Below are 21,289 nucleotides of genomic sequence, written 5' to 3' on the forward strand. Positions count from 1 at the left end.
ATTCAACTGATCATTTCTTTATTGAAACAGTACTAGCCCTAGCGTTCAATTTGAAAAATAATGAAAAGCACCGCCAACATTGCGGTGCTTTTTTATTTGATCCTAAGGTAAAGCAGAATTGAGGTTAAATGTATATTTGTCCTTCACTGACTAATACTGCTTCACCGCCAATTTTGACCGTTAATTCATCGGCATTGGCCTCAGCCAATTCAACATTCAATACACTCTTACGCCCAACAAAAGCACCACGCTCGGCAACAAATTGATACGGCAAAGACTGGCCAGCAAAAAACTGCTGCAAATAACCAGCAAAAGCCGGAATAGCGGCACCGATTGGCGGATCTTCATGATGGCCAAAATTAGGCCCCACCAAACGACAATGAAAATGCGGCCCAGAATTAGAGTTACTCATACTGAACAGAAAAATCGCATTCGCCAAGGTCGCAGGCGCTGTCGATTCAGCCCACGCCTTATAGTTAAAGCTTGCAGCACTTAACGAGGCAAAATTATCGACTGGCACAAACAAGTAGGGTAAATGCGTTGATACGAGTAACGGTTGAAAACCACCGACGTTAAAATGATAAGACTTAAGCGACAACATTTCGCCAAGTTCGTCTTCACTTGGGGTAAATTTGTCATATTCAGGTTTTACATGCGTAGTAAATTGATTAAAGCTAGGCTCGCCATTTTGCATGTCTACCATGCAATCTACATCACCATAATGCTCACTCAATTTAAAATGGTTTTTGCCATCCTGCAACGCAAGTTGACCTTTTTTGGCCAATGCATAAATAGCCGCCACGGTTGCATGACCACCAAACTGAAATTCTTTTTTCGCATTAAAAATGCGTAATCGCCGCTCTGTATTGGCAGAGTCTGCTGGCAAAACAAAAACCGTGCGCCACAAATTAAACTCTGTCGCAATTTTTTGCATTTGCTCATCAGTTAAGCCTTGCGCTTCTGGCACAAGGGCAATTTGTGCACCTTCAAAACGCGTATCGGTAAACACATCTACTGTTAAATATGAGTAAGCCATAGTTAAATCCCTAATGCTATTCAATTGTTAAGCTGTTGTTAATTAAGCATGTATGCAAGTTGGCAATTTTGCCAATTAATTACTGGGATATTTTTTTAAGTAAGATAGCCAATAGATCCACGGTAAGTTAAAATCGCCCGCCTGCAAAATGGAAATAACACTATGATCCCAGCCCAGCGAATAATTAGAACCATTAGCGAGCATTGGCGCGTAATAGAGCTATTGGTCGAGCGTTATTCAGGCCTTAGCTTTAGCCTGCAAGACGTACAAAACCTCATGGCGCGCCGCCAGCCTGATTGGCCTAGCGATAAAGTTTACAAAGAGGCTTTTAAGCTGGTGCAAATGGAAATTCTAATTCCGCAGGCTAAGTCTTCACACCTACAACTCAATCAAGGTCTGTTGGAGTTTGCTCAGTATTTAATGCACGAGCAGCAATTGGGGTTAGCACAAGAGATAAGTTTACTCATAGATAACTTAAAGCGCCTTGCCGATAAACTCGACACTGCCCTAAACCTGCGCGACATTGACGACACGCGACGCTATTGCCGACAAATGGACGACCGTGTGCGTAAAATTATTAAGCAATTCGACAATAACGAAAATGCCATTTTCAATATTGTTGAAGCCGCCAAAGCCGACATTTCAAGTTTGTCGCTGCAAAAACGCTACAAAGCCGTTATTGAAGCCTTTGACGAATATATCGAACCCATGCTGGAGATGGTCGATATTAATGGCGGGGTAAAGCAAACCTTCGACGAAATCGAAATTATACTTTCCAACGCGATAACCCGTATTGAAGCCACGGGCTTATTAGCCAATGAAAAAGAGTTAATCATTCAATTACGCAGCCGCATTCTTGAAATGCATGGCTTAAGCCTGGCAAGTTTACGACGCTGTGCCGATTTACTTATGCCGCTGCGTGAAGAGCTGCGTAAAAACACTTTACTCACCCAACAAGTTTCCGAAGTGCTAGCTCGTATGCGTAAAAAAGGCATAGAGCACACCTTACAACCGGCGGCTACACATTTATCAAGCGATATTCAAAAGAGCTCGCTCGGCAGTGCCAACCAAATTACCGCGTACATGGCTGAGCTAGTCGATTACCAAGACGAGCAAGTTGAAATACCCGATGAGCTTGAAGGCGAAGCTCAACTGTTGCCGACATTACCAGAGTTTGACTTTGTGCTTGACCAAGCTCGTCAAACCAAACAGATCGACAACGTGCTAAGCTGGCTGCAACGTCATTATCAAAATGTCGCCCCTGAAGAGTTACTGTATTTGTATCAAAAATTAGCTAACAGTGACGAGCTCAATGTTGCGCCATCTTCCGAAGCGCAAACTATTCAAATTCAAGATATTAAAGTGACTTTGCACCCTTACGCCAGCCAATATCAAACGCGAAAATTATTTAGAAACCAAAACGATGCAAATTAATTTAACCGAACTGAGCTTACTGCAAGACATCAATAAAAAATTAGTCAGTGGCTATCATATTAGCGAGCAAGACATCCAACTTTGGCAACAGCTCGATCAATACCAAGACGAATATAGCGCCTTGTTCTCTGCCCTTGGCTATCACTTAAAACACGATGCAAGAGGATTCTTTTATATTGATGCTGACGACAGCACAGTTAACATGGGTAAAATTTCGCGTAGTTTTGCTGTTACGGTTTTTGTCTTAATCGAATACTTTGCCGATCAAGGTTTTGATCCGCTGCGCGCCTTATTCGACAAAGTGATCACCGAAGAAACCATGCAAGCTTTAGTGCAAAACCAATATCACCTATTCGAACAACTTGAAATCACCAGTGCAAGCGAATTAAAGCGCGATGTATTTAACCGCATGTTACGTAACGGCTTTGCCATTGAAGCACAAAACATTGACAGCCACAGCTTAGAATCAGAACAAACTGGGCAAATGGGATTCAAACTGCTCTCCCCTGTTTATCGCTATTTAGACGCCCTAGATTTAGTGCAACCAAGCGAAACCGCAACCACACCTGAGCCAGAACAAACATCATTAGCGCAGGAGCCAAGCCATGACAACTAATCAAACCAATAACAAAATGTATGGCTTAACCCGATTAGCCCTGTTAAACACCGCAGGCTATGCTAAATGTATCATTCCATTGGATGATTCCGCGTCTATTTGCGCACCCAATAATACGGGTAAATCCTCTGTTATTAATGCGCTGCAATTTCCGTTAATTAACGATTTACGCATGACAGAGTGGGACGGCCACGATTTAGATGAAACCAAACGCTTTTATTTCGCCAGTGATCAGTCCTACATTTTACTAGAAGCAGAGCTAGCAGACGGCCCCGTGGTTATCGGCGTCGCTGGGCGCGGCAAAGTGGCCGGTTATGCATACCAGTTTTTTACCTATCGCGGCCAACTCAAGCTCGACGATTATCTAATTAACAATAAAATCGTTAAATACACCAGCTTGCCGCGTCATTTGGTAGACAAGGGCTACCACCCTATTGAACTTAAAGCCAATGAGCTTAACGCCCTACTAACAGGCGGCGCTACGCAATTTGATATGGATATTGCGTTAAAAATGATCCCGCTTAACAATGCGAGTGATGCCCCTATCTACAAAGAGATTTTTCGCAAAATACTCAACTTGCACAAACTCAGCTCACAAGACGTAAAACGCTTTATACTGCGCGTATTCGAGCGCCATATGTCGAATGCCAAAGTCGACTTTTTCGATGTTTGGAATCAAGCGTTTGAAAAAGTAAATCGCGCCCGTAAAGAGCTACGCGCGCTAGAAAAACAGCAAGAAGCCATAGCCGCACTCGAAAACATGTTAGACAACCGCTCAGTATTACGCGGAAAAATTAATGCCTATCAACCTAAACTTGAAACCGCATTAGTTGAATGGGACGACTATTACACGCATAGCTGCGAAGCCATTAGCCTAGAGCTAACCGACATACTTGAAGAACACAATAGCCATACCGACAAACGCCACCTGTTTGAAGGTCAATTGCGCGACATCGCCACGCAAAAAGCCGAACTCACTAACTGGTTTAACAACTACAACCGCTTTGAACAAGACTTTTCGCTAACCAATCAAGCCACGCTTGAACAAAATTTAGCCCAAGTTAAAAACCAATACGAAAGCCTAACTCATACCTTAAAAGGCGCAGAAGGCAAAGATTTAGAAAGCATTCAACGCCGCCGCTCATTTGCCGAGCGTGATTTACGCCGCTTAAAGCTGCAATATCAAAATTTAGAGTTCAACTTATACGCGCATTTATGCGAAGAGCTGTCACTCAATGAAGTAAAAGAATTATCCCGTTTACTCAACCCAGATTTGCTATCGCTTTCGACAACCAAAAATGGCGATATTGAGATCACCGACGAAAACGCTTTTGCCGATCATATCGACAACATTGCCAGTACCATTAAAGGCGGAAAACTACACCTTAATGGCGCAACTATCGATTTGAAAAACCTCGAACCCGCCAGCGTGCCCGACGGTGAAGGCAAAAATCAAATTAAAGCCCAACTAGAAGACTTAAAACTATTACTTGAAGAGCTTGGCGAATTAGAACAAGTAGCCGAAGACATCACCGGCAAACAACAGGAACAAGCCGAGTTATATAAACAAGTTGTTGCCGCAGAACAAGATCTTAAACTGTTTGCCCGTTATCAAAGCATGTGCGAACAATTTGCGGAAAAACAAAGCCTACGCGACACCTTAGAACTTGAAGACGACGCACTACAAGAAAAACTCGACGGCTTACAAGCGCGCGGACAAAGCTTAAGTGACAAACGCACAACGTTAAACGCCCAGCTGGAACAGCTCAAGCGCCGTGCTGAGCGCCTGCAAAAAATAAAAGAAGAAAGGCAAGATCATCAACTCGATTTGTTCTCGGGTCGCGCAACGCCCTACCCATTAGAAGTCGTCATCGACTTAGATAATCTTGAAGACGAGTTAGACAGCTACAACAAAACGGTTGTCGAGCTAAACGCCATCGAGATGAACATTAAAAACACCTATTTGGTTATTACCAAAGCCGGCATCACCAAATTTGAGATCGAAGAAGATGAAGAAGTCAGATACAGCAAACTGATCTCCGCCTTTCATCATATCGACGACGAGCGTGAAGCTATCGAGCGTCAAGCTCGGGTTGCCTTAACCGAAGTAGCAGCAACCATTAAAGGCCTACGCCAAGATCTCGATCGCTTAAAACGCGAAATGCTGTCCTTTAATAACAGCATTTGGCGTAAACCTATCTCCAATTTAAAATCCTTCACAATAGAGGTAGTTGAACGCGATATGTTAGTTAAACATATCGACACCATTATCAGCACATCCAGTGCGTACGATATAGGTGAAAGCTTTGATTTACTCAGCAGTGAACCGCAACCGAAAAATGATGCCGAAGTTAATTTAGCGAAAGATTACCTAGTTAAAATAGCCAGCGAACGCGGCGGCCTCAGTTTAAGTGATCTGTTCGATATTCGTTTTAAAGTCATCAACCGCGAAGACAAAGCCGAATACTACGACAAAATTGATTCAGCTGGCTCAAACGGCACACGTATTACCATCAAGTTACTGTGCGGCATGATGTTTATTCGTCACTTATTAGTCGAAAAAGAGCGCGGTCTATATCGCATTCCTATCTACATAGACGAAGCGGCGGATATCGACCCAAGCAACCAAAGTGCTTTAATTGAAACCGCATTAGAATTTGGCTTTGTACCGATTTTTGCGTCGGTTAAACCCCAAACCACCTGTAAATATATAGTCCCTATTCGCACCACCAGCGACGGCGCTACCAATTGGGTCGATGAAAAAGATTGGCTACGCATAGAACGCGCTTAGTCCATTTAACAACAAATTTAGCGGTTGAGATTATCCCAACCGCTTGTTTGCATACGATTTAATTCACACCAAGCAATAAAACGAATATAAATTAACCAGTTAGCACCCTTAGTTTTAAAAAGGTGATGACAATAAAAAAAATCTACCTTATACTGCGCGGCACTTTTTAGAGATACCTTCTCTAAAACCTTAAAAGCCTGCACCTTAGCAGCAAAATAGCCCTATAGCTCAGTTGGCAATTCTTTTGAAAAAAGAATTGGTCGAGGAAGCGAGGGGATACAAAGCGAAGCGCCCCCGAGCGTTGATTCCGAGACCGGAACCAAGCGACAGGGAAGTATTTAAAAGCCCAGCTTTGAACAATTTGAAATGGCCCTATAGCTCAGTTGGTTAGAGCACCCGACTCATAATCGGTAGGTCCCTGGTTCAAGTCCAGGTGGGGCCACCATTTCTTTGTTAACCATCGTTCGAAATCAGCCTTTATACCAATAAAAATCAATACTTTAGCCTAGTTTAGCGTTCGGCTCGGTTTGCTATTATCTTGTAATATCCCGATCTTTTTGTACCATTGGATGTACCAACAGGTTTTAACTCAAATTTCATTGGTACATAAATGCCTAGAGTCGTCACACCGCTAACTGATACAAAGATCAAAAACGCAAAGCCCACAGAAAAAGAATACACTTTAGCTGATGGAGGCGGCCTGCAATTGCGGGTTAAACCAAATGAATCAAAGCTATGGGTATTGAAGTACACTCACCCTTTTTCAAGTAAGCGAACAAATTTAGGATTGGGAAAATATCCCGATATTAGTTTGAAAGAAGCTCGCGTTAAGCGAGAAGAAATAGCAAACTTACTTGCCAATAAAATCGATCCCAAAGCTTACTTTGAAAAACAGCTCAACGAGCAGAAGAGCAAGCTTATTAACACTTTTGGTTGTTACGCTCAGAAGTGGATCACATTAAAAAAACAGTCAGTTAAACCAGATACAGCAGCAAAAATGTGGAGCAGATTAGAAAACCACGTTTTGCCAAAATTATCAGCTACACCAATCGAAGATTTAAAACCCCAATTAGTCATTAAAACGTTACAGCCATTAGCAGCACAAGGTAAATTAGAAACGGTTAAAAGAATATGCCGCTATATAAATGAAGTGATGGAAATTGGAATTGCTGGAGGCGTATTAGAGGTCAATTACGTTCAAAACGTCACAAAATCCTTTGCAGCGCCTAATTCAAAGAATATGGCTACCATTAAGCCAGAACAACTGCCTGAATTAATGAAGTCTATAGCCTTGTCACAAACAACTCTGCTAACAAAACTACTGTTAGAGTGGCAACTTCACACCATGACAAGGCCAAAAGAAGCGGCCACTGCTCGCTGGGATGAAATTGATATTGAAAATAGCTTATGGACGATCCCAGCCGAGAAAATGAAAATGAACAGACCACACACAATACCACTTTCACCTCAAGTAATAGAATTACTAAAAAAATTACTCCCAATTTCCGGCCATAGAAACTATTTATTTCCAAGTCACAGAAACCCGAATAGTCACGTTAATACCCAAAGTGCCAATATGGCTCTGAAACGAATGGGGTATAAAGGTACTTTGGTTTCACATGGCCTAAGAGCACTTGCGAGTACAATACTCAATGAAAAAGGCTTCAACTACGACCATATTGAAGCCGCCTTAGCACATAAAGACCGAAATCAAATTAGGGCGGCATATAACAAAGCACAATACATTGAACAACGACGCGAAATGATGAATTGGTGGAGTCAACATATTGAGGAAGCATCAATAACAAAGACATCACAGGGAATAACAAAAAAGTAGCAACCAATAAGTTTACCTGACTTATATGAAGCAAATTAATTGTTATAGATTCTATCAACGCAAACACTGACACTTTTGTATAACGGCGACAATATAGGAGTGGATACAACTGCAGTATCCCAGCTGTCCCCGTTAGCGATCCAATTCTAACCACTTAATAAGGAAAAAATAAAATATTGCACAGATAGGAAATGTAATTGTTTGAATCGTTGATACGAGTAGAAGTAAAGAGCCAGAACAATGCCCCTAGACCCACACATTCTTGTTTTTACCGGTACCGTTTTTATTACCCATTCAAGACTCCCTTACAAGCCAAATAAAATGTAGGCTACAAGCAATTTTTATTATCCGGTACAAAGGCGGTAAATCCGGTAAGCCAAGTCAAAGTCATAATTATTATCCCATGATACATAATCTCTTACTGCCATTGAAAAGTGGTCATCGAATACAAAAAACACACCAAAGTATGTAACTATTAGTTCAAGGATGATGCAAAATGGCTGAAAGGCAACTCTAGTAAGGCATACAGCGTAGTTTAAACTTTTGCTATCTAACTTATTTCTAGAAGTTAAAAATTAATTTAACAGTAGTAGAAATAAAAGCTAAGGCTTAGCCCCCTATGTAAACACCTGACGTTTGATATCTACAATAGTAGAAATTTAAGCTAAGGCTTAGACATCTAATCCTAAGCTAGAGGCATACATCTACAACAGTAGAAATTTAAGCTAAGGCTTAGACGGTATCACAGGTTTGCTGGTGACTTTCATCTACAACAGTAGAAATTTAAGCTAAGGCTTAGACGTTTGGTCTGTCTGACAGTATTAATTGCTATCTACAACAGTAGAAATTTAAGCTAAGGCTTAGACTTGCTATCGCCAATGCTAAGCTTGTAGTATCTACAACAGTAGAAATTTAAGCTAAGGCTTAGACTTTCGGGTCAACCTGATCAATCACATACAATCTACAACAGTAGAAATTTAAGCTAAGGCTTAGACCAACATTGCTCTATGACAACACATTTAAATCTACAACAGTAGAAATTTAAGCTAAGGCTTAGACAGTCACCGATATAAGCCGGTGGCGAAATCTACAACAGTAGAAATTTAAGCTAAGGCTTAGACCGCAAAAGCAAACATGGGCTAAATAAATCTACAACAGTAGAAATTTAAGCTAAGGCTTAGACTTGCTTAAGGGTCGACTTAAGTACCGATCTACAACAGTAGAAATTTAAGCTAAGGCTTAGACTGTATCAAAATATGCAGACGGGACAACGATATCTACAACAGTAGAAATTTAAGCTAAGGCTTAGACGAAAGGCACGAATATCATGCTGAAGAACATCTACAACAGTAGAAATTTAAGCTAAGGCTTAGACTGCGACTACCATTGCCATACAATCATATCTACAACAGTAGAAATTTAAGCTAAGGCTTAGACGCCAATAATTCAAAATTGGCCGATATATATCTACAACAGTAGAAATTTAAGCTAAGGCTTAGACATTTAAAAAAGGTATGAACCTTACAACTATCTACAACAGTAGAAATTTAAGCTAAGGCTTAGACAGGTAAAGAGTCAAAAAGCGGGCAACAGCGCGTTTTTCTATCAATTTATCTGTGTTTTCTAACCTTACATTCATCATTTTTAACCTAATTAGCCATTAAGACTGAGGTATGCAATTTTGCTTGCCTAAGCATTAGCAGTTAAAGAGTATCAAATTATGATTAAATCTTCATCGCTATTTTTGGCATAACCAAATTTGGTCATTTTGCACTGTTTACTCATATTAAAAATAATAATACTGTCAGTTTGAGCAAACCTGTCGGCAAACTCACCTTCAATTTCTGCCAACACTATATCTAGCACTCGTTTCGAGTTGGTAATTTCAAAAACAGAGTATTGCAGTCTGCCGCCAAACTTCTCTAAAAATTTGGCAAACTTCGTTCTTAATTTATTGTTTGAAATATCATATGCAACCAGCAGCATTTTAAGGCTCCAAGCTAAACCACGGGTAACCATCAATCGGCTTATCCTGCATGAATGCACGATAATATTGTTGAATGTACAAAAACATTTGGTCTTTATGCGCCATTATAGCTTTCAATAAAATGGCAATATAAGGTTGTGCCGGCTTACCAATGATCCGATATTGATTTTGGACAAAACTAAAATCCTCTTTATTGATTTGGCTGAGTTTGTAAGCATTACGAATAGCTAAATCAACCACGGGCCTAAACGGCTCTACAAGATCGCATACTAACGATTTACGTTGGTAAAAGGTTTGATGGTAAACCCCTTGATACAAATCAAAACCATATAAATTGAGCATCGCTTCAACAATGTTAAACAATTGGGTATAGCCAACATCAAGCAATAAATTAGTAACATCGTGTTTTACCCGTGGCTTTCTACCTCGCCAATCCATTTCATCAAACATGTGGGAAAAATAAACTCGCGATGCTATGCCTTCTACACCAAGCACTCCTTGTAGGTCTAGGTTTGAATTTGGCAGTCGCTCACTATACTGTCTTAGCTTTTTTATCGCTTGTTTAAGTTCTGGCGACTTTTTGCGGCGGCGATTTAACGCCGCTATTTGACTAGCGAGTTTATTTGCAACAAGACGCTGAGCTATCTGCAAATCATCATACAAGTACTGTTTTTTTCGCAGTACAACGTTGCCCTCTGCTTTAGCAAACCAATTACCATAGGGTGATAAGCCGTGAGTTAGTAACACTATGCTAAAACCAAATTTCTTTGCTCGCTGCAATAAACCACTGGTAATGCTGATGTGACCTACTACAAAAATGGCAAACAATTTGTGGCACGTCGTTTGAAACCGAATCCCGTCTTGGTTACTGACAACGACATTGTCGTTTTTAAAACTTAATTTTTCACCGTAGCTTAGCATCGCCACAATGATCTGCTTTTGACTAAAATCAGGAGCGCTTAACATAAGGCCGTATCACATAAGTTGTTATAAATGCAGTTGCGGCATTTATTGGGGTTAGCTGTAAAAGATTGAGTTAACCGATAACGGTTCATCTCCTCAATCAGGGCTTCAAATTTTGTTAAGTAGCTTTGGTTGTTAGCGGGCAGCTCTATGGGGTAACTTTTATTGTCATCCATGCTATACAGTTTGATAGAGTTGACCTGATATCCCATTTCAACCAACGCAAAGTATTGCGCGAAGAGTTGGAACACATAACCATCATATACGGTTTTGATCTTTTTCTTACGTTCAACAAGTTGCCGTTTCTGTTGGTCGTAAATGTCTATTTTTCCGCAAAGCCCGTACTTTTGGCTGTAAACCTCAATACCTTGCAATATATGTTTAGCGGTTGAATAGCGCTTTTCATCTACAGCTTTATGGGCATTTAAACCTTTGGTTTGAACACTAGAGTGATACACCTTAGTGCTCATCCGCCCATATAGCTGATGAAAGTAAATTGAACGCGGACAAAATATGAAATCATTTAAATGCGAGATCATTAAATAAGCTTCCATTGCTGTATTCCGTCTTTAATTTAACCAGTTTTTTCTTTTGCTTATTGACCATCTCTGGTCGCTGAACAAAGTTCTGCCAATCATTATTGCGGATCAGTAAATCTGGATATTTTTTATTACCTTCTGGCACAAAATCACCAATCCTTTCTAACAGCATGATGCCTTTACGCGCTATGTTATACGCGCCATTAGCATCACCATTTTCTGGCAGTTGTTTATTTAAGTTTCTGCTATCAAAGTAAGGCGCGACTGGCGATAAAATAAAGTCGTTTTCGCTGGTTGCCGATGGCTTGCTGCTGTCTGTCACGCGCATTGTCAAAATGCTGTTAAATAGCCAAATAAGCTCTTTATGTAGCGCTTTAGATTGGCAACTGGCTAAAGCAGGAATTAAATCGTTTTGGTGCTGGTAACTTATTTCGGCTTTGCTAAGCAATTGTTGTATCCGAGCTGTTACTTCAAACAGCTCATGCTGTTTAGTTTGTTGGTTATAGTACGAGCGAGTCACGTGACTACTCACTGTCCATTGTGTTTTCGCAAGAGGTGTTTGCTTGGTTTTACTCTCTAATGATTTTTGTTTGAGATCAGCTAAGTCGTAGCTAAATTCAAATCGATTCTCGCTTGCGATATAGCGAATACTATTAAACCGCTGCCAAAATTCAGTACTGTCTTTGACGCTGCTATAGGTTTTATAAACGTTTTTAATATAGCCCGTTAGTGGATCAGTGGTTGAGGTGTAATCGGCATTCACATAGAACAAAATGCCCGACTGTTTACCGAGGTTATTAAACCCTTTAAATTTACTAGTTAGCTGAAACGCATTGAGATAATGGCCTGTTTCTAAACAGGAAGTCCTGTCTTTAAACGCAAGGTAGCTAAGCTTATCGATAAGCGCTTTTTCAAATTTTTGATAAACCTGTTTTTCAATTTTAAATCGCCCACGCTTAAACCCATGATTTAAATCTTCGAGCGCAACAATGGCATTAAACTCAATAATCAATTGTGCTAGTCGATGGACAACATGCGACAAATAGCCAGCCTTGAGTTCTTTTATATTTTCGATTGTCGACCAAGATTTTCGGGCTTTGTCACGCTTATCTTCACTCATATCAAGCTTTTGGTGATAGTCTGTGACTACTTGGCGCTTTTCACCGTTAGCTGTTTGATAACTGTTGGTGATGGTATTAAACGACTCTTGGTGCAGCACTTCACCTTGTTGATTAATAACAGAAATATACAGTAAGTGCTTTTCACCCCGATCAATACCAATAATGTTGATTTTTTTATTATTCGCTAAAAACTGATTAACACGGGCATTGATATTGTCTTGCCCATTCGCCTTGAAATTTAAGGTGATTGGACAATGAAATAAAAACTTGTCTACCGAATAGCGGCGATTTTTTATGATCGCGAACTCTGCTTTTCGCCCGATTTCTTGACCATTATATTGAACTACCCTCTGATTATTATGATTCGTTTTTTCAGTGATAGAAGGTATTTTTAAAGCATCATCCCAGCTTAATCGAGTTCCTATTGGAGAATCTAAAGCTTCCCATACTTTGCTGTAAGCTTTGTGTTTCAAAACTTCGCCTTTTTTATGGGTGTATGCTTTAGTTTCAGCGAGACTTGCAGGTCTGTAAAAAATTTCCGCTTGCCCATTCAGCTTTAGAACTACGTCTTTGAGGTTTTCTGCGCTAAATAGCAGCTTCCAGTAACTGGTGTGTAAGTTATCTCGCCCCTGACCTCGTTTATTTTTAGAAAAGTCTTTGTTGTAAATTTCAAATAAATAAACTTTTCCTGCACTTGATAACTCCCTCAACACGTTAAAATTTATGTTTTCTTCTTTTAGTGTGTAGCAAAAGCTTGCAGTATGAGCATAGAATTCTGCGATATCAGAATATTGATGACTGGCTTTCCATTTAAATGGGTAATGCTTATACGAATCATGGCGACTAAAACCTAGCTTAAAATAATCAATTAGCCTAACCAGGCTGTCCTTAAACTCGGCCTCATTTTTTTTCTTATGCTCAGTTTTAAATTTACCTTGATCGTAAATATCGATTATGTCACCAATTGGCAATTGATATTTTTCAACCGCTGGAGCAAATGAACTACCTTTCGATCTTATAAATACTCTTGGTGGGTTTGAGTTATCTATTTTTTGAAAATCATAAATAAATCGCTTCGCATGTTCCTCCCCTCCAACTAATTTAAGTTTCTCCTCTTCTTCACTGCTAAGGTTTTCGTTTACTACGCCAAGTAAATAATTTTCATTAAATTTAAATAGCAGAGCAGAGTGCCTTTCATAATCAGCAGTCCAACCGGATAAAAAATGGCTATTATCAAAATTAATTTTTACTTTTTCGGTCGAAAATGGCTTTTTCGAAAGGTAGTTTCTAACCTTGTTGTAAAGCTCATAGATAGGGAAAGCATCAATATAAGCTTGCAGTTTTTCGTACCAAAACTCAGCTCTATCTTCCGGTAATTTATCTTTTTTGTTAACCGTAAAACGGGCTAAAAAGTGATTTAGTTCATTGCAGGCATCGAGTAACGTTTTAATAACGGCGATTTGCTCAAACCCTTTACTCGACTCACTTTCTCGCTGTTTGTCTATGGCCGTTAAGTTATCACTTAACTGGCGATATTTTTCAGCAGCCACGCAAATATTGGTTAATAACGTTTGCACCTGCTGCTCAAACGCAGTCAAAATAGAATGACCGTCACTACTTGTAGTTACATTGGCTGGCTGTGTATCCTTGTGCTGCTGGCGTTCCTTTTCTGTTTGATAGAAGTTCTGTTGCTCTACCTCAGTCGCGAGCCATCGTTCTACCTGTGCTAACGAAAAAGAATATTGCTTTTGCTGTTTATCCAACTGCTTTTGGTCAAATAGCTTGTAACGCCATTGGTTAATGGCCTGCCAAGATCCAGTCAGTAACAACGACAACTCAGTTAACTTATCTTTTGGCACATATATTTGTTGCTGTGCTGCTCTGGCTTCATTGATAAAGCTTTCTAACTCATGATTGATTAATTTAATCGCGCCGTGCTCACCGTGGATCTGACTACTAACAAATTCATTTAACTCGGCGATCAACTCTTGGTCTGATTTAAAATCATCAATAAATGGCTTATCACCTTTGCTAAGAATTTGTTTGTATAGAAGTTGCAACGTTGGCAGTTGTGAACGCTTAGCTGATAATTTTTGTCGGGCAAGGTTAATTAATTCGTTTAAACCTTGTGTTTTAGGCTGTCCTGCTATTTCAGCAATACCCGCTAACACTTGGTTATATTTTTCAATGCCCTGTTGAGCCAAAGTTTGACTGAAGTTGTTTAGTGCAAAAAATTCGGCAAGACATACATCTAACTTGTGTTCTAATGCGGCAATTTGCTTGTTCCAGTCAATGCCATGTTCTTGCAATAGCTCATAATTATTCGCTTGGTTAATAAATTCTGTAACCTTATGCCACTTAGCAATATTGCCAAGACAAAACATTAAGTTTTGTTCAAACGTTCGCGCAATAACAGATGTTGCTTTGTAACCGCTTCGCCTATCAAACTTAGTTGAGTAAACATTCTCTCGGTTTTTACTAAAGCCACTAAGATAGGTCGCAAAATTATTGAAGTTACGATGTATGTCCTTCAATTCAACTAATGGTACTAACTCGTTTAGCTTTTCATTCTCCTTACCTATTTCCAAATAGGTTAATTTAATATCACCTCGTCTGACTAGCCACTCTAGCAGCTGTAAGCTTTCTGTAGGCGAGTATAATCCTTTATGGGTTTCAGCTTTCAACTCGCTCTTTTGAATTTTATTTTTGAGCTTTTTAATTATACCTTTATAGAATTTTTGATCTTTAGCGTTAGCTGAAACTTGTAACTTTTGTTCAAGCTCTGCAATGTCTTGGCGCCAAAAATTAGGCATATCCTCTTTATATTGGTAAGCCCAATCTTCAAACTTTTTATCGAATAAGTCAGTCGTTAATTTACTTAACCCGTTTGATATTTTAATGGTTTTATCAGTGCTTAATGACGGATAGTCTCCTGCCAGTAGGTCATTGTTATTACAATAGTTATTCTCGATAGCGCGCAATAATGCGGTAAGTTCTTGCGCTTGATTGCTATTTGGCTCTAGCACTAAAGCTTGTTGTAAAAACAAGCGATGCATTTCATCAAGCATCTTTTTAAGATACTTGTAGTTTTGAAAGCGAATCGCATCTTTGCCAACCAACTTACCGTTATGATAACGGATAACATTGTGCTTGCGAATCCAATCTGCTGTTGCGCCAACTGGCTTTAATTCGAAACGCAACGTTTTAGATAGTGGATATTGGTTGGTTAAAACATCTAGACGATCACTCATTACAGAACTCCGTTCGTTTTGGCGATAAAACAGTAAGTTTTTATTTGGTTGTTAAAACGTAAGCTAAAGGCAAAAGTTGAATTAAACAATAACTGTACGTATACACCTGTAGTAAAAGTAAACAGGTATTAATTGATGCGGTATGGCTCTATTTGTTGCCAGCAATTAGACTCAACAATAATTTGCTGGCCTTCTGGCTGGTGATGTAACGCATGTAAATTAAGGCGTTGTAGTAAATATTTTATTAACGCCGCACGACAAGGGATAGCCAACACTCCGTTTTCCATCATATAGTCAATTTCTATACACTTACGTTGAATACTGGTTAAACGCGGATCAGGCTGAATAACAATTTCAACCCACTTATTCCATTCATTGTCATCTTTGACAGTATGCGTAGCTACTTTGTATACACACTCATCAACTTCACTATGGAATCGAGACAATACAAAGTCACGAAAGGCTTTATTCTTTTCACAATATGCGCGCACATGCCAGCGCAAGCCATCGTTAACCAACGTGTGAGGAGCGATAATCCTAGCTTCCATATCACCACTTTTTAGCGATAAATAAGCAATATCCAAGCGCTCTTGGTCACGACATGCATTTATAATCTTGCGCACTAAATAAGGGTCAATATTTCTCGACGGTAAAATGAGCTTTTCGATTGAGAGTTGAGTTGAAACATCTTCTATAAAATTATTGTGGTCAGTAAAAAAAAGATATTCCTCAATACTGCCAGATGTAAGTTGTGGTCGAAATTTATCTGTAGCTTTGAATACCTTTTCCAATTTATCGTAAGCAAAACAATCTGGGTTCATCAGCTTGTATTTTTCCATATCTTTTTGAGCTGTTGATCGACTGATTTTAAAGTGCTTAATCAGCTTACTAGTATTAACACTATCCCACTGTAATAGTATTTCAATGTATTTTAGCCTACGTAGATTGTTGCCCAGCAAAACTGATTACCCATAAATCCCCTCTATATAAAATATATTACGATTTAAGTATTTATGTACAGTTTTTACGCAATAATACAAATAAATTAACGTTACTTTCTGAGAATGGCTGGCATATCAAAATATGCATCATCACCTTCTTCTATTGCTTTACGAAGTTTGGCTTTTTTATCTTTGCGCTCGGCGACAGTCACACCAAATACGTCCATATGGGCTTTTTCTATGATGGCTTGGCCCTCATTCGCAGAAATAAGCCCCATAAACTGACCTGCAAATAGAAAACCTTCGGCTCTACCTTTGGCTAAGGTATCAGTATTGTTCGCTTTAGTTTGGGTGAATAGGTTGACTAACTGGCGGTAACACTCTTGTTCAAATGACGGTTTATCCACTTTAAATTCCTTTGTTTAACGTTTCCGTATGACCGCATCATATAGTGCAAAACAATGCCAAACAAGCCATAGTGTTTAGCATGATTATTTGATTGATGGCGCTAAACCATTTGCCTGTAACCACTGGCACCAATTATCTAGCGCTGAACGGCAATTCGGCATGGCTATGGTTTGAATGTAAGTTTGATCTAACTTGTTTAAGGTATGGTTAAGTAAAAACTCCCCTACCATGTAATCTACACCAAGCTCCATCCAACTGGAGCGGGCAAATTTGCGTAAGTCATGGGCTGACCATTTACCGTTTGCTAGACGTGATACCATGGCCGAGCCTTGATTCGCGCTAATCGGTTTACGAGAATTGGATAGCTGAGCAAATAAGTACGGAGAACGTCTGCGGCTATTTTGGTGTTTTTTATAGTGCTTGAGCCATGTGTTCACAGGCTCTACTAACGGCAATATGTGCGCCTTTTTATTTTTGGTGTGAGTGGCGGGAATTCGCCATAATTTTTCCTCAAAATCAAAATGCTCCCACTTGGCCGATACCGTTTCCCCTATTCTCGTGGCATGTACCAATAGTAAAACAAATAACATTTGTTGACTCACGGGTTGGTCTGGCAAGGTTTTGAGTTGTTTTTTCAGCAATTGATGCGTGAACTTGGTTGATTTAATTTTCGGTCGCTGAGAAGTAAACTCCGCCAGCGTACATTGGGCTAATGGATTAAACGGGATCAATTCGACTTTACTAGCGCGTTTAAACGCAGCTCCGAGAACAGCCAGTATATTTTCTAAACTGGAAAGCGCGATTTTTGTTTGCAGCGGTTGATACAACAACTTATCGATTAAAGGCAAACTGATGTCAGTAACATTAACACTACCTAACAGGGGTAAAAGATGTTTGTTAATGATGATGGCTTGGTTTTGTTTGGAATGCTGAGTCAGCATTTGATTAGCGGCTATGCGATCATGATACCAGTTGAGTAATTCTGCTACCTTTACAAACTCCAGTTGTGCAACCACTTGTTGCTTGTTTGATGCCTCACCCAGCAGCTTAATTGCTTTTTCTTTTGCATTGGCTGCGGTTAAATACGGAAAAACACCTAGCTTTAACCAATGCGTTTGATTGTTTTTATTGATAACTAAATAAAACGAGCCTTTTTCCCGATTGGTAAAATATCGAAAATAGACTGGGAGTTTATGATCGCGTAATTGCAAAATAGTCGTTTGCCGTTGGCTTTCTCGAATAGAAGAATGATTCAACCCTACGATTTTCGTCCGCATAACATGAATACCTGAATGTAACTAAATTTTTGTTTTGATATGATTAGTTTGCGTTTGAATAAACGGCGTAACCGGTATGGCCGAGTATTCAAATCAAAGACGATTAATCAAATGGGTAATTCTTTTTATCCTCCTCTGAAATAAACGATGGGTAAGCCAACTTATCTTTGCTTGTTCTCCTTATGATTTTTGAGACAATAATTTCATCACTCAAACCTCGCGTTGAAGCGCGATATATCGTTTTACCCACCTGATGTCGTGCATATTGCAGCTTTTGGGTTAAGTTTTTATCAACCGTTTTCAATACCTCTCGCTTAATTGAACGAGGCTGAACCCCAGTAATTAGTTTACGATTTGCTTTAGGATAGGCCCCAACAAAAAACTCATCCGGTTGAAGTATTGCATCCAACGGGATCGTTGCACCTTGTCGACTTCGTAATTTAACTTCAAATCGAACCCAAAGTTTATACTCGTCTGTCTCTTTGGAAAAACCTAACTGTCGACCCTTTTCATAGCAAATAATTTGCTTATTTGAATGACGAGAGCCTATGACAACGGATTTACCAGAAGGGGTTGAGTAAACTCTCTTTTTGGGTTTAATACCCGAACTTGGAGAGAAATCACCTCTGCTGTAAGCTTGTTGAGCAAAGCGTAATCCATGTGTTTTTGAAAAAGAATCAACGGCAATATCAATTCTCCTAATTTCCGTTCTAATCGTTTTACTAATGCTAACTAAAGGCAAAAAGTAGTACTCACTTGTATTAACATAACTACATCCATTTCCCGACAACTCCAATTGTAAAACCGAGTAACAATTGCGCCATTTAAAGCTTCCGCAATACTTTTTAGTTTCATCGTTAGCTTGAAGTAACATACCATCATCGAAATACCTCACATCAGGTTTAGATTGAATTGATTTAATACCGATATAACTTAGAAACTGAGTAACATTATGAAGAAGTAGTTCAAACTCTTGCTTATTACTCGGTTTGTATTGAATCGTTAAATAATCCACTCTGCTTTTGATATTGTTACTCGATAAGTGGTGACAATCTGTGATCGATAATTGATCCGTACCGTTCACCTCTGATCGCCTATTATTACTAGGGATCTGGTCGTTACTTGTTACTGCTAATGGCTTAGTTATGATCTTAGAGTTTAAATTAAGCTGCTTCATTAGAACGCTCCTCAATCCAATTCATCAGATCAGATAGTCGCCAAGCAACAGCCCTTTCACCCAGTTTGATACGTTTTGGGAATTTACCAACTTGCTCTAATTCCCAGCGACGGGTTCGTGATAACCCAGTAATTGTTTTACATTCAGCTTCGCGGACGAAGCGATCTATTACATTAATATTTGTCATGCAAATAGCACCTATTCATTGTTGGTTCGAAATTGAACGGTTGCTATTTGAATCGATCGTGGAGGTTTTAGCATCTGCGGAGAGGTCGTAGGATGCGGAGTACGACCTCTCCGCATAGTTTTCTATGAATTTTCTTTGTTTTCTTTCGCTAGCTTTACCAAAATAGCTCTAGGTTTATGCACACATTTGTTATTCAATAGCTTTTCGAATGATTCCAACCACCTAGACATTTCACTATGCATTTTAGCCTCATCAGATATATAGCCACCTAACTTTTGGCTAGCATCATAAAAAGCTTTATAGTTTTCTTGAACAAAGTTAAAAATGGCTGGTTTTCCTTCACTAAGCCATTGGCTTATAACTTTAGATATTACCTCATCGATAACCTTATGCTTTTTATTTACATTGTTCTTACCTTGCTTGCTAATAGCTGCTTTAATCTCCTCCGCCAGCTTAAGCGCAAAAACTTTTTTTTGTTTTTCTTCTTCGAAGATCTTTTTTATGCTTTCACATACAACAGCAGAATGGAGACTGTCGCCAACAGTTTCGCAACCTAAATAAGCAAAAAATAATTGAACATCTACTAATAACTGGTAGTAGTTTATGTCTTCTTGAGCATTTAAATTTTGATTAAATGTTCGAATACTCTCAATTAACTTTTCATCAGGAATATCTTTTTGAATTTTATGATACTCGAACTTACATTCCTTTGAAGCTTGTATAATATCCTGCCTAAACTCAGCACTACTTTTATCAAGTTGCTCAATAATCTCGGACAGGGAATCGTAACGGGAAGTAATTTGATTAATACGGTCATTTACTATTTTAGATAAATCATCGGGGACAAATCTGAGAGCATCCATTTTTTATACCTTACTACTCATGAATAAATTAGTAAGATTTTAAATACCTTTCAACAACCTGTATAGAAAAACATGAATAAAAAAACCAAAAACCACTTAATAAACAAAGGGTTAACTGAAACAGATTAAAAATAATCTACGTAATCGTGGGCTGGGTTTTTGAGACGGAGTACCGCGTGTTTTTTCTTCCAAACCACCTACGTAACCGTGAACAAACGTGAAATTGCTGATCGTGCCCATCGTCACTTCCATATCACCTACGTAACCGTGAACTAGATACCCCAGCCGACAATGAACCGTTAGCCCTTCCATATCACCTACGTAACCGTGAACTTAATGATCCTGAAAATAACATCTATTCTGATCTTCCATATCACCTACGTAACCGTGAACTTGTGTTTGCAACGTATCGGTATGCATCTTAACTTCCATATCACCTACGTAACCGTGAACTGGGTGATGTACAGCAACATCATGCTGATACCCTTCCATATCACCTACGTAACCGTGAACCGTTACTTGGCTGGCCATTTAATTGAGATACCCTTCCATATCACCTACGTAACCGTGAACAATAAAAATAATCTCTTAAAACCCATGTTCGCGGGGTTTAAATGAAAATATTGCTAAAATACCCATTTAATTCAACGAAAAAAAACATCCTTATTTATCAATAATTTAAATTTTGCTTATTTTTTTTGGTAAAACAAGTTGTAAGTGATGTGCTCAATTGCCAACCAGTGCTTAAGAGCAACGCCTGACGATGTACTTTCACAAAAGACACGCCTATTGTTTATAGGTTGAGAGCACTTTCTAACCTAGAGTAGAGCAAGGCCAAGATAGGCTCATACACTTTACACC

At 39.3% G+C, this 21,289-nt stretch carries 15 protein-coding genes, 1 tRNA gene and 2 CRISPR repeat arrays; of the genes, 5 read left to right on the top strand and 11 right to left on the bottom strand.

Features of this window, described 5'->3' with window-relative positions:
• Positions 1-124: 124 nt before the first annotated feature.
• Positions 125-1,036, bottom strand: a complete 912-nt coding sequence (locus C2869_RS19485) for a PhzF family phenazine biosynthesis protein (protein WP_108604512.1) — start codon at positions 1,034-1,036, stop codon at positions 125-127.
• 162 nt (positions 1,037-1,198) lie between these two features.
• On the opposite strand from C2869_RS19485, the gene C2869_RS19490 reads away from it, so the two are divergent.
• The 5 genes from C2869_RS19490 to C2869_RS19510 all read left to right on the top strand — a co-directional run bounded on the left by C2869_RS19490 (position 1,199) and on the right by C2869_RS19510 (position 7,714).
• A complete protein-coding gene (locus C2869_RS19490; RefSeq protein ID WP_108604513.1) occupies positions 1,199-2,470 on the top strand; it encodes a hypothetical protein in 1,272 nt (423 codons plus the stop codon).
• Positions 2,460-3,086 (top strand): DUF4194 domain-containing protein, encoded by a 627-nt coding sequence (locus C2869_RS19495; protein ID WP_228710710.1) that lies wholly within the window; start codon positions 2,460-2,462, stop codon positions 3,084-3,086. The genes C2869_RS19490 and C2869_RS19495 overlap by 11 nt, the downstream gene beginning before the upstream one ends.
• Positions 3,076-5,877: an AAA family ATPase gene (locus tag C2869_RS19500; protein WP_108604514.1), complete on the top strand. Its 2,802-nt coding sequence runs from the start codon at positions 3,076-3,078 to the stop codon at positions 5,875-5,877. Before C2869_RS19495 ends, C2869_RS19500 begins: the two co-directional genes overlap by 11 nt.
• Before the next feature lie 368 nt (positions 5,878-6,245).
• A tRNA-Ile gene (locus C2869_RS19505) sits at positions 6,246-6,322 on the top strand.
• 165 nt (positions 6,323-6,487) lie between these two features.
• Positions 6,488-7,714: an integrase domain-containing protein gene (locus C2869_RS19510; RefSeq protein ID WP_108604515.1), complete on the top strand. Its 1,227-nt coding sequence runs from the start codon at positions 6,488-6,490 to the stop codon at positions 7,712-7,714.
• Between the two features lie 641 nt (positions 7,715-8,355).
• A CRISPR array of direct repeats spans positions 8,356-9,279; the repeat unit is 36 nt; unit sequence ATCTACAACAGTAGAAATTTAAGCTAAGGCTTAGAC.
• Positions 9,280-9,427: 148 nt separating this feature from the next.
• Here the strand turns inward: C2869_RS19510 and cas2 are convergent.
• The 10 genes from cas2 to C2869_RS19560 all read right to left on the bottom strand — a co-directional run bounded on the left by cas2 (position 9,428) and on the right by C2869_RS19560 (position 20,428).
• The gene (cas2, locus tag C2869_RS19515; protein ID WP_108605136.1) at positions 9,428-9,700 is read right to left on the bottom strand and encodes a CRISPR-associated endonuclease Cas2; all 273 of its coding nucleotides are present in this window, start codon (positions 9,698-9,700) and stop codon (positions 9,428-9,430) included.
• Between the two features lies 1 nt (position 9,701).
• Positions 9,702-10,667 (bottom strand): type V CRISPR-associated endonuclease Cas1, encoded by a 966-nt coding sequence (gene cas1, locus C2869_RS19520; RefSeq protein ID WP_108604516.1) that lies wholly within the window; start codon positions 10,665-10,667, stop codon positions 9,702-9,704.
• Entirely contained in the window at positions 10,661-11,218 is a 558-nt protein-coding gene (gene cas4, locus C2869_RS19525; protein ID WP_108604517.1) for a type V CRISPR-associated protein Cas4, read from the bottom strand. Before cas4 ends, cas1 begins: the two co-directional genes overlap by 7 nt.
• Positions 11,184-15,575 carry a type V CRISPR-associated protein Cas12a/Cpf1 gene (gene cas12a, locus C2869_RS19530; protein WP_108604518.1) on the bottom strand — a complete coding sequence of 1,464 codons (4,392 nt, stop codon included), beginning with the start codon at positions 15,573-15,575 and terminating at the stop codon, positions 11,184-11,186. Before cas12a ends, cas4 begins: the two co-directional genes overlap by 35 nt.
• Before the next feature lie 128 nt (positions 15,576-15,703).
• On the bottom strand, positions 15,704-16,414 hold the full coding sequence (locus C2869_RS19535; protein ID WP_108604519.1) for a helix-turn-helix transcriptional regulator: 711 nt from the start codon (positions 16,412-16,414) through the stop codon (positions 15,704-15,706).
• Between the two features lie 212 nt (positions 16,415-16,626).
• Entirely contained in the window at positions 16,627-16,923 is a 297-nt protein-coding gene (locus tag C2869_RS19540) for a hypothetical protein (protein ID WP_108604520.1), read from the bottom strand.
• A gap of 84 nt (positions 16,924-17,007) precedes the next feature.
• Positions 17,008-18,201: a tyrosine-type recombinase/integrase gene (locus C2869_RS19545; protein WP_108604521.1), complete on the bottom strand. Its 1,194-nt coding sequence runs from the start codon at positions 18,199-18,201 to the stop codon at positions 17,008-17,010.
• 103 nt (positions 18,202-18,304) lie between these two features.
• On the bottom strand, positions 18,305-19,378 hold the full coding sequence (locus C2869_RS19550) for a replication initiation factor domain-containing protein (protein WP_108604522.1): 1,074 nt from the start codon (positions 19,376-19,378) through the stop codon (positions 18,305-18,307).
• Positions 19,365-19,565, bottom strand: coding sequence for a helix-turn-helix transcriptional regulator (locus tag C2869_RS19555; protein WP_108604523.1), 201 nt, complete (start codon positions 19,563-19,565; stop codon positions 19,365-19,367). The genes C2869_RS19550 and C2869_RS19555 overlap by 14 nt, the downstream gene beginning before the upstream one ends.
• A 122-nt stretch (positions 19,566-19,687) precedes the next feature.
• Positions 19,688-20,428, bottom strand: coding sequence for a hypothetical protein (locus C2869_RS19560; protein WP_108604524.1), 741 nt, complete (start codon positions 20,426-20,428; stop codon positions 19,688-19,690).
• Positions 20,429-20,613: 185 nt separating this feature from the next.
• Positions 20,614-21,002: direct repeats of the CRISPR family, unit length 29 nt; unit sequence CTTCCATATCACCTACGTAACCGTGAACT.
• Positions 21,003-21,289: the final 287 nt, after the last annotated feature.

It is taken from the genome of Saccharobesus litoralis, from assembly GCF_003063625.1.
GTDB lineage: Bacteria > Pseudomonadota > Gammaproteobacteria > Enterobacterales > Alteromonadaceae > Saccharobesus > Saccharobesus litoralis.

Coding starts and splice junctions, on each gene's coding strand:
- C2869_RS19500 (WP_108604514.1), top strand. CDS start 3,076: ATGACAACTAATCAAACCAATAACAAAATGTATGGCTTAACCCGATTA.
- cas1 (WP_108604516.1), bottom strand. CDS start 10,667: ATGTTAAGCGCTCCTGATTTTAGTCAAAAGCAGATCATTGTGGCGATG.
- C2869_RS19485 (WP_108604512.1), bottom strand. CDS start 1,036: ATGGCTTACTCATATTTAACAGTAGATGTGTTTACCGATACGCGTTTT.
- C2869_RS19545 (WP_108604521.1), bottom strand. CDS start 18,201: ATGCGGACGAAAATCGTAGGGTTGAATCATTCTTCTATTCGAGAAAGC.
- cas2 (WP_108605136.1), bottom strand. CDS start 9,700: ATGCTGCTGGTTGCATATGATATTTCAAACAATAAATTAAGAACGAAG.
- C2869_RS19550 (WP_108604522.1), bottom strand. CDS start 19,378: ATGAAGCAGCTTAATTTAAACTCTAAGATCATAACTAAGCCATTAGCA.
- C2869_RS19560 (WP_108604524.1), bottom strand. CDS start 20,428: ATGGATGCTCTCAGATTTGTCCCCGATGATTTATCTAAAATAGTAAAT.
- cas12a (WP_108604518.1), bottom strand. CDS start 15,575: ATGAGTGATCGTCTAGATGTTTTAACCAACCAATATCCACTATCTAAA.
- C2869_RS19555 (WP_108604523.1), bottom strand. CDS start 19,565: ATGACAAATATTAATGTAATAGATCGCTTCGTCCGCGAAGCTGAATGT.
- C2869_RS19490 (WP_108604513.1), top strand. CDS start 1,199: ATGATCCCAGCCCAGCGAATAATTAGAACCATTAGCGAGCATTGGCGC.
- C2869_RS19495 (WP_228710710.1), top strand. CDS start 2,460: ATGCAAATTAATTTAACCGAACTGAGCTTACTGCAAGACATCAATAAA.
- C2869_RS19510 (WP_108604515.1), top strand. CDS start 6,488: ATGCCTAGAGTCGTCACACCGCTAACTGATACAAAGATCAAAAACGCA.
- cas4 (WP_108604517.1), bottom strand. CDS start 11,218: ATGGAAGCTTATTTAATGATCTCGCATTTAAATGATTTCATATTTTGT.
- C2869_RS19535 (WP_108604519.1), bottom strand. CDS start 16,414: ATGGAAAAATACAAGCTGATGAACCCAGATTGTTTTGCTTACGATAAA.